Origin of the sequence: Mesorhizobium sp. M7A.F.Ca.CA.004.12.1.1 (assembly GCF_003997835.1) — a bacterium.
In the GTDB taxonomy this organism is placed as follows: domain Bacteria; phylum Pseudomonadota; class Alphaproteobacteria; order Rhizobiales; family Rhizobiaceae; genus Mesorhizobium.
The window spans coordinates 1-9551 of sequence record NZ_RZRK01000172.1 but is presented as its reverse complement, the minus strand read 5'-3'; the positions used below and the strand labels follow the sequence as shown (position 1 = coordinate 9551).

The 9551-nt window shown below is 62.4% G+C and carries 8 protein-coding genes; 6 read left to right on the top strand and 2 right to left on the bottom strand.

Annotation, left to right across the window (positions count from 1 at the left end; genetic code table 11):
* Nucleotides 1-424, bottom strand: a 424-nt coding sequence (locus tag EN984_RS11755; RefSeq protein ID WP_164765442.1) for a TonB-dependent receptor plug domain-containing protein, incomplete at its 3' end; no start/stop codon positions are given.
* A gap of 293 nt (nucleotides 425-717) precedes the next feature.
* Here EN984_RS11755 and EN984_RS11750 point away from each other — a divergent pair.
* The 4 genes from EN984_RS11750 to EN984_RS11735 all read left to right on the top strand — a co-directional run bounded on the left by EN984_RS11750 (nucleotide 718) and on the right by EN984_RS11735 (nucleotide 5879).
* Nucleotides 718-1647 carry an AraC family transcriptional regulator gene (locus EN984_RS11750; RefSeq protein WP_164748649.1) on the top strand — a complete coding sequence of 310 codons (930 nt, stop codon included), beginning with the start codon at nucleotides 718-720 and terminating at the stop codon, nucleotides 1645-1647.
* 149 nt (nucleotides 1648-1796) lie between these two features.
* Nucleotides 1797-2453, top strand: coding sequence for a GntR family transcriptional regulator (locus tag EN984_RS11745; protein ID WP_127266983.1), 657 nt, complete (start codon nucleotides 1797-1799; stop codon nucleotides 2451-2453).
* A gap of 80 nt (nucleotides 2454-2533) precedes the next feature.
* Nucleotides 2534-3322, top strand: a complete 789-nt coding sequence (locus EN984_RS11740; RefSeq protein ID WP_127266984.1) for a DeoR/GlpR family DNA-binding transcription regulator — start codon at nucleotides 2534-2536, stop codon at nucleotides 3320-3322.
* A gap of 82 nt (nucleotides 3323-3404) precedes the next feature.
* Nucleotides 3405-5879, top strand: coding sequence for an FAD-dependent oxidoreductase (locus EN984_RS11735; RefSeq protein ID WP_127266985.1), 2475 nt, complete (start codon nucleotides 3405-3407; stop codon nucleotides 5877-5879).
* On the opposite strand, the gene EN984_RS11730 is transcribed toward EN984_RS11735, so the two are convergent.
* A complete protein-coding gene (locus tag EN984_RS11730; protein ID WP_127266992.1) occupies nucleotides 5876-6745 on the bottom strand; it encodes a LysR substrate-binding domain-containing protein in 870 nt (289 codons plus the stop codon). The genes EN984_RS11735 and EN984_RS11730 overlap by 4 nt on opposite strands.
* A gap of 152 nt (nucleotides 6746-6897) precedes the next feature.
* On the opposite strand from EN984_RS11730, the gene EN984_RS11725 reads away from it, so the two are divergent.
* Both EN984_RS11725 and EN984_RS11720 read left to right on the top strand, forming a co-directional pair.
* Entirely contained in the window at nucleotides 6898-8598 is a 1701-nt protein-coding gene (locus tag EN984_RS11725) for a Na/Pi cotransporter family protein (RefSeq protein ID WP_127266986.1), read from the top strand.
* Nucleotides 8599-8737: 139 nt separating this feature from the next.
* Nucleotides 8738-9551, top strand: an 814-nt coding sequence (locus tag EN984_RS11720) for a 2-aminoethylphosphonate--pyruvate transaminase (RefSeq protein ID WP_127383749.1), incomplete at its 3' end; no start/stop codon positions are given.

The window sequence follows — 9551 nt, the reverse complement described above, 5'->3', positions numbered from 1 at the left end:
GCCTGGTGATGAAATTGATGGTGCCGCCGGTCGCGCCGGAGCCGTAAAGGCTGCTTGCCCCGTTGACCACCTCAATGCGCTCGACTTTGCCGAGATCGATAAGCGAAAGCGTTCGTGAAACGTCACGCAACGGGGTGTTGCGGGGAATGCCGTCGACGAGAATCAGCACGCCGCGACCGCGAAAGCTTTCCGAGGCACCTGAAATCGTCTGGTTTGCGATCGAAAAACCGGGAACCAGCTTGGAAATCAGGGTCGCCGGGTCGCTCGTCAGCTTGAGCTGTTGTGCCAGCTCATCAGCCTCGATGACCTGGACGGACCCGGGAATGCTGGAGATCGGCTGCTCCGTTCTGCTCGCCGTCACCAACACTGTTTCCAGCTGTATCGCGGGTGCCGAATCTCCAGTGTTCTGCGCCTGCACGGGCATGGTCGTGAAAGCAAGTGGCAGCAGTGCGAGGCAAGTTCCCGCGATCAGTTCATTCCGCATAGTCGCACTCCAAATTGGCCCCTCGGGTGCCGCAAAGGCATTGAGGGCCACAAATCGCTGGCTCCCTTTTCCCGGATCGATTAAATATGTCTCAATTACTCATGTTATCGATCAGGGCGATGGCGCGCTTGGAGTGAAGCGAAGCCGGCACTGCTGAAAACGAACTCCGACGATCCGAATTGAAAATGTTGCAGTTATATCACAGGTCGACCAACCCCAGCGGGATCAGCCCGGTGAGCTTCGACATGTCGGGTCACGACGACGCGGAAGCCGAGCGGTTGTGCGCCGGCCATTTTTTAACGGTCATCGGGGAGGTCGCGATCGAAACAGGGCTGGGTGTCCTCTCCGCCGTGCGTGGCGTGACATGTGGCCTCGCCGATCTGAACGTCATGACGTGTTTCTTCCCGCCCTCGCCGTTACGGGTGCGGGGGATTGGAATGCCGGGTTCGGACAAGGTGCTCATGTTGCGAAGCATGGAAGGTCCGCTGGTCGTTGAGCAGGATGGACGGAAGATAGAAGCCGCGCTTGGAGATTTCCTCTTTGTATCCGGTGAGATGGCCTACGACTGGTATCTGCCGGAAGGGGGCAGGCTGGACTGCGGCAGCCTGCCCGGCGCCGCTTTCCGCGTTTCCGGCGAGACGCTTTCCAGGCTGATGCTGCGACCGATCCCGAGAACGTTTCCTCCGCTCCAGCTTCTGATCACCTACGGCGCTTATCTGTTGATGCGTGGCCCGCATTCTGCCAACGAGGCGGAGATGGCCAATGCCCATTTCAACGAAATACTTCCGCTCGTCGTCGCCTATCTGGAAACCCCATCAACGGTGGAACGTGACCGGCTGCACCCTGTTAAACGCTATATCGATGATCACCTGGGGGATGGCGATCTGAGCATTTCCGCTGTGGCCGCTGTCCTCGATGTTACACCACGATATGTCCAGAAGTTGTTTCAGCGCGAAGGGACGACATTTTCGAGATATCTTCTCGAACGGCGCCTGGCCGAGGCGCGCAAGCTGCTGTTGCGGGGAACGGGAACGCTTTCGATAGGCGCCACTGCCTATGAAGTCGGTTTCGGGGATATCTCCTACTTCAACCGCACCTTCCGAAAGCGTTATGGCGTGGCGCCTTCCAGCGTTCGGGATGAAGCGCGGCAGACCCTTGGTTGAGTGGCTAATAGCCCGGGCAGAGACCGTCGGAATAGTGCGGCGAACCCTTGGGGCGTTGCCGATACTGCGTATACGAGGATACCTACATCCGTTAAGCTGAGCGCCGCGTCAAACGGGAGCATCGATTGCAAGGATTTGCGGAAAGCGTGATGCAGGGGCCGCGAACCGTGGCCGAACAGGTCGCCAATGTCCTGCGCGAAGCGATTGCCGGTGGAACCATCAAGGCGGGCACTCCGCTGCGCCAGGACGAATTGGCCGAGCAGTTTGGCTTCAGCCGCATGCCAATTCGTGACGCCCTTCGCCAATTGGAAGCCGAAGGCATTGTTTCCATCCATCCGACAAAAGGCGCGCAGGTCGCCCGGATGGACGGCGCCGAGATCGGTGAAATCTACGCACTGCGCGAACTGCTTGAATGCGAGGCGGTGCGGCTTTCGCTTCCCAACCTCGCCGGCGCGAAGCTCGACGAGGCGGAACAGGTGCTCGACCAGATCGACGCGGAGCGCAATGTCGGCCGATGGGGTGCGCTGAACCGTGCCTTTCATCTGGCTCTCTACGACGCCTGCGGTAACCGTCGATTGCTCGGCCTGATCGAGGCGCACCACAATGCCGCAGATCGCTACGTCCGCATCCTCCTGTCGAACCTGGATTATCGCAGCCGCTCGCAGACGGAGCACCGCGACCTGCTGGCCGCCTGCAGGGCGCGCAAGGAGGACAAGGCCATAAGCATTCTGAGGCGGCATCTTCGCGAGGGAAGCGAGACGCTGGTCAGCGCGATCAGGGAAGATGGCCTGTCGCGAAAATCCTGACGGCGTGGCTTGAGCTCCGGTTGCCTCTGCGCGCGATCACTGCCACATATTGCAACATCGATACTCGATCCAGGATCATCATGTCCCCCGACAGCAGCCTGCCGGCGCGCGCCCTTGCTCCACGTCGCCACGAAGAGATCCTGCGGCGGCTGGGCGCTCACGGGTCTGTCAGTGTCGCCGAGCTGGCCGGGTTCTTCGATGTCTCACGCGAAACCATCCGCCGCGACCTGAAACTGCTGTCGGATAAAGGACAGCTCGGCATCGTCCATGGCGGCGCTGCCCGTTTCGAGCCGAGCGAACCGGCAATGAGCCTGCGCAGCCAGGAGAATGCCCGGGGCAAGGCTGCGATCGGCAGGATAGCTGCCGGTCTTGTGAAGGACGGCATGGTGGTGTTCCTCGATTCCGGCACCACCACGCTGGCCGTCGCACAAGCCATGACCGACCTGCGCGATCTCACCATCTGCACGGCGAGCCTCCCGATCGCGCTTCTGCTGTGCCACGTCTCAGGCATGCGCGTGCATATGCTGGGTGGCGAAGTCGATCCCGGCGAAGAAGCAGCCTCCGGCATCGACATGCTCGAAGCCATGGCGCGCTTTCGCGTCGACATCGCCTTCCTCGGTGGTGGCGCGCTGTCGCCCGACGGCGAGGTGACCGATTTCACCCGCGCCGGCGCCGAACAGCGCAGCCGCATGATCGCGCTTGCCGCCAAAACCTACTTCGTTCTCGACAGCAGCAAGTTCGCAAAGCTGACGCCGCTCAGGATCCCGAATTTTCAGCACGCCGCCGGCGTGATCGTCGATGCGAAGCCGCAGGCCGACATCGCCGAAGCGCTTGCGCGCAAGGGGCCTGAGCTGATGGTTGCATCTTGATGTGATATTTTGTGGCATTTTGTGTTGATATTTGGAATTCGACTGCTATGATCCGGCTCGTGTCAAAACGGCAGGATCTCCCATGGCAAACCAATTTCCCACCCAGGCGCGCGTCGTCATCGTCGGCGGCGGTATCATCGGCTGCTCGGTCGCATATCACCTGACGAAGCTCGGCTGGACCGATGTTGTGCTGCTCGAACAGGGGCAACTCAGCGGTGGCACCACCTGGCACGCCGCAGGGCTTGTCGGCCAGTTGCGCAGTCACTCCAACATGACCAGCCTGATCAAATACTCCACGCAGCTCTATGGCGAGCTGGAAGCCGAGACCGGGCTTGCCACCGGCTGGAAGAATTGTGGCTCACTGTCGGTGGCGCGGACCGCCGACCGCATGACGGTGCTGAAGCGCACGGCCGCATCGGCACGCGCCCAGGGCGTCGACATCGACGTGATTTCGCCGAAGGAGGCGGCGGATCTATGGCCGGTCATGGCGACCGACGATCTGGTCGGCGCCGTCTGGCTGCCGGGCGACGGCAAGGCCAATCCGACCGATCTCACGCAATCGCTCGCCAAGGGTGCGCGCAATCGCGGCGCGAAAATTATCGAGCGGGTCAAGGTCACTGGTATCAGCCAGAGGAATGGTGTCGCCTGCGGTGTCGAGACGGATCGCGGCAACATTGCCGCCGAGATCGTCGTCAATTGCGCCGGCCAGTGGGCGCGCAAGGTCGGGCTGATGTGCGGTGTCTCGGTGCCGCTGCATTCGGCCGAGCACATGTACATCGTTACCGGCAGGATCGAGGGCGTGCATCCGGACCTGCCCGTGATGCGCGACCCCGACGGTTTTATCTACTTCAAGGAAGAGGTCGGCGGCCTGGTCATGGGCGGCTTTGAGCCGCACGCCAAGCCGTGGGGCATGAATGGCATTCCCGAAAATTTCGAGTTCGCGCTGTTGCCGGACGATTGGGATCAGTTCGAGATCCTGATGGAAAACGCGCTGGTCCGCGTACCGCAATTGGCGGAGGCCGAGGTCAAGAAATTCTACAACGGTCCCGAGAGCTTCACGCCGGACAACAATTTTCTCCTTGGCGAGGCGCCGGAGCTGAAGAATTTCTATGTCGGCGCCGGCTTCAATTCGATGGGCATCGCCAGCGCCGGCGGTGCGGGCAGGGCGCTGGCGGAATGGATCGTCAATGCCGCGCCGACCATGGATCTATGGCCGGTCGATATCAGGCGTTTCGCCCCCTTCAACAACAATCCGCGCTGGCTGCATGACCGTGTCAAGGAAACGCTCGGCCTGCACTACGCCATGCCGTGGCCGAACCGCGAACTGGATACCGCACGGCCGTTCCGCCGGTCGCCGCTCTACGACCGGCTCGCCGTCAAGGGCGCCTGCTTCGGTTCCAAAATGGGCTGGGAGCGCGCCAACTGGTTCGCGGCACCGGGAGAAAAAGCCGAAAACGACTATGCCTTCGGCCGTCAGAACTGGCACGAGGCGGTCAAGCGCGAGACGAAGGCGACACGCGAAGCCGTCGCCGTCTTCGACCAGACCTCTTTCGCCAAGCTCCTCGTGCAAGGCCACGATGCCTGCGCCGCGCTCAACTGGATCTGCGCCGGAAATATCGACGTACCGGTCGGTACGTCTGTTTATACGGGCGTGCTCAATGCACGTGGCGGCTATGAAAGCGATTTCACCGTGATGCGGCTTGGCGTGGAGAAATTCCTTATCGTCACCGGTTCGGCGCAAGCCATCCACGATGCCGACTGGATCGTCAAAAACATCCCGTCCAACGCGCATGCAATCTTGACCGATGTCACCTCGTCCTACGCGGTACTGGCATTGATGGGGCCGCGCTCGCGCGATCTGCTGGGCAAACTCTCCTCGGCCGATCTCTCCAACGCCGGCTTTCCCTTCGCCACCATCCGCGATATCGATATCGGCTATGCCACCGCCTATGCCAACCGCATGACCTATGTCGGCGAACTGGGCTGGGAACTGATCGTGCCGACCGAATTCGCCGTCGGCGTCTATGAGGCACTGCATGAGGCTGGCAGCGAGTTTGGCCTGATCGATGCCGGTTACTACGCGCTCGACGCCTTGCGTATCGAAAAGGGTTTTCGCGCCTGGGGTCGTGAGCTGACGCCAGATATCAATCCCTGGCAGGCTGGGCTTGGCTTCGCCGTCGCGATGGACAAGCCGGGTGACTTTATCGGCCGCGACGCGCTGGTTGAGACGAAGCCATCAGCACCGGCAAGACGCGTCGTGCTGTGCACGCTCGATGATGCCGAGCCGATGCTGTGGGGCGGCGAACTGATCCTGCGCGACGGCAAGCCGGTCGGCGAAGTCCGCTCGGCCGCCTACGGCCACACGCTTGGCCGCTCGGTGGCGCTCGGGCTGATCGAGAACGAGGCGGGCGTCGATGCTGCGTTTCTCACCGGTGGTCGTTTCGAGATCGACCTTGCCGGCGTTCGCCATGCCGCGACAGCACATCTGCGCAGCCCCTACGATCCGAAGTCGGAGCGGGTGAAGGCTGATGTGGTGGAGGTTCGCGCTGCCGCCTAATCCGCCGACATGGACCTTGCCATATCCAGGAACGCCCGCACCAGTTTGCCGCCGCTGCGTTCACGCAGGCAGATCAGCGCTTCGTCCATCAGGGTCTCGGGAGCATCGATGGTGATCGGCACCAGCCGCGAATCCTGGCCGAATTCGGCCGCCGAGACAAAGCCGATGCCGGCGCCCGATGCGACGATCTCGCGGACCGCTTCGCGGCCCTCGGCTTCGATCGCCGGCCTGAGTTCGATTTTCGAGGCGGCTGCGAGATCTTCGAGTTTCTGACGCGTCTTCGAACCGCGCTCGCGCATGACCAGCGATTCCTGCGCGAGTTGCTTGAGGGTGAGCGACTTTTTCGCGGCCAGCGGGTGGTCGATGGATGCAAACGCGATGATCGGCGTCGAGTTGAGTTTCAGCACCTCGAAATCGCGCCCTGTCGGCACCTCGCCCAGCACGCCGATGTCGGCATCGTAGCTGTAGAGGCTGCTGATCACCGTCTCGGTGTTGCCGGCGCGCACCGAAACCTGCACGCCGGGGTAGCGGGCCCGGAAGCTGCCGAGAATGTGAAGCAGATGATGTGCGGCATCGGCGACGATGCGTAGCGTGCCGGAACGCAGCGCGCGCGACTCCGTCAGCAACTCCAGCGCCTGTTGCTCGGTATCGAACATGCGGTGGGTTATCTCGAGCAGCTTTTGGCCCGAATGGGTCAGCGTGACCTGCTTCTTGTTGCGGTTGAACAACAGCACATCATACTCTTCCTCGAGCTTGCGCACCTGGTCCGAGATCGCCGGCTGGGTCAGGAAGAGCGCTTCGGCAGCGCGTGAAAAGCCACCGGAGATGGCCACCTGGTGAAAGGCCCGCAATTGGACGTAGCGCATCTTACGTGCCTCCGACATTTCTGAAATCGCCAACATCCTATCATAAGTACAGCTTGGGAAAAGATAGAAATGAACGATTTGACTTATGTTTAGGCAGCCATCAGCCTGAGTGTGGGTCGACGTCTCTGCCGGCCGTTGGCCGGGAGGTCGCTATGCAATTTTCCATCATCCTGCTGCACCTGGCGGGTGCCGTCATGCTGCTGCTCTGGGCCGTGCACATGGTGCGCACGGGCGTCGAGCGCGCCTGCGGCCCTGCCTTGCGCGATGCGCTGAGACAGGCGCGGGGTGCGCGGATCAGGTCGGCGGGCGTCGGCACCGTGCTTGCCGTGCTGCTGCAAAGCTCGACCGCAGTCGCCATCCTGGCGGCCGGGTTTGCCGTCAGCGGCATGGTTTCGGTGTCGGCGGGGCTGGCGATCCTGCTGGGCGCCGACCTCGGTTCCGCTCTGGTCGTCCAGGTGCTGTCGTTCGATCTGAGCTGGCTGGTGCCGGCGCTGATCCTGGTCGGCGGCGCCATGGCCCTGAAGTTCGAGGCGCGCGGCATCAAGCAGGGCGGACGCATCCTGATGGGCGTCGCCTTCGTTCTGTTGTCGCTGCATATGATCGGCGAGGCGACCGCACCCATGCGGCAGAGCACCTTGCTGCCACTGGTGATCTCCTACCTGCGCGCGGACTATTTCACCGCCTTCGCCGCTGCTGCCCTGTTCACATGGCTGATCCACTCCAGCGTAGCGGCGATCCTGCTGTTCGTCACGCTTGCCGCGCAAGGCGTCTTGCCGGTCGAGGTCGGCCTGTTCTTCATCCTCGGCGCCAATTGCGGTGGTGCGCTGATTGCGGTGTGGCTGACACGCGGCGATGCCGTCGAGGCGCGCCGTGTCCCGCTTGGCAATCTGATCTTTCGCGGCACGACGGCGCTCGCCGCCTTGTTTGCGCTTCAGGCCGTGACCTTCCCGGCGCATCTGTTCGGCGTAACCGAAGGCCGCCAACTGGTCAACCTGCACCTTGCCTTCAATCTGGTACTCGTCATCGGCTGCTTGCCGTTCACCGGCACGATGGAAAAGCTCGCCACCTTGCTGATCCCCGACAGGCCAGCGGCAAAGGCAGGGGAGGCTGGGGACCTGATGTCACGCCGCACCAGCGCGCTCGACCGCACCGTCATGCGCACACCCGGTCTCGCTCTGGCCAGTGCGACCCGCGAGTTGCTGCGCGTGGGCGAAGTCGTCGAGGTGATGCTGCGCCCGGTGATGGATTTCTTCGACGCCGGCACCGCCGACCAGATACGCCAAGCCCAAAAACTCGATGAGGAGGTCAACCGCGCCCACACCGAGATCAAGCTCTACATTGCCGAAGTCAATCGCGGCAGCATGAGCGCGGCCGAGGCGCAGCGCGGCATCGAGCTCACCGACTTCGCCATCAATCTCGAACGCGCCGGCGATATCGTCGCCAAGAACCTGCTCGTGCTCACCCAGGAGCTGCGTGACAAGAACCTGCGCTTTTCACGCGACGGCTGGAGCGAACTGGCCGGGCTTCACAACCGTGTCATGGCCAACATGCAGCTTGCGCTCAATGTGCTGGTGTCGAGCGATCTCGAGTCGGCGCGGCAACTCGTCGTCGAGAAGGAGCATATGCGCAGACTGGAACGCACGAGCCACGACCGTCACCTCAAGCGCCTGCAATCGGGAATGCCGCAGAGCATCGACACCAGCGACATCCATCTGGAGGCGGTGCGGGCACTGAAGGAAATCAACTCGCTGATGGCTTCTGTCGCCTATCCGCTGCTGACGCAGAGCGGTGATCTGCTCGAAAGCCGGCTGGCGAGAGGGGCAGCGGAAGGGAGGGCTCCTGCACTGGCCTGACGGGTGACATTCTCCGCTGGCGAGTGGCAATCTTTGCCATCGTTAGAATCGATACATCGATACAAAATAACGATTTTACAAATAGATCATTCAGGCCAAGAATAAGGCCACATCGAACGCAGATCGAGCGGAGGACAACATGCTCGCCGAGACGAAATTTGCCGCGGAGCCGCTGGCCAGTCCGGCGCTGGGCGAGCCGTATCTTCTGACCCCAGGGCCGCTTACCACGGCCTATTCGGTCAAGGAGGCGATGTTGCGCGACTGGGGATCGTGGGACGGCGACTTCCGCGCCATGACATCGGATATGCGTCGCCGCCTGCTGGCGCTGACCGGGGACAGGAACGATGAGTTCGACTGCGTGCCGATGCAAGGGAGCGGTTCCTTCTGCGTCGAAGCGATGCTGGGTTCGTTTGTGCCCAGAGATGGCAAGGTTCTGGTGCTGGCCAACGGCGCCTACGGCCTGCGCGCCGCGCAGACCATGCACTATCTCGGCCGCGCCTACACGCTGATCGACAAGGGCGACTATCTGCCGCCGCGCGGCGACGAGGTGGCGGCGGCCCTCGCGGCCGACCCTGATATCACCCATGTCATCGCCATCCATTGCGAGACCAGCTCCGGCATCCTCAATCCGGTCGCCGAGATTGCGCAAGCCGTCCATGCCAAGGGTCGCAAGCTGCTGGTCGATTCCATGAGCGCCTTCGGCGCCGTAGCGCTCGACGTCAACGATATCCGCTATGAGGCGATGGTCTCGTCCGCCAACAAGTGCATCGAGGGCGTTCCGGGCTTCGGCTTCATCATCGCCCGCAAGAGCGAGCTGGAGGCTGCCAAAGGCAGGAGCCATTCGCTGTCGCTCGATGTCCACGCCCAGTGGGCGCACCTCAACAAAACCGGCCAGTGGCGCTACACGCCGCCGACGCACGTCGTCGCTGCCTTCCTCGAAGCACTGCGCCAGC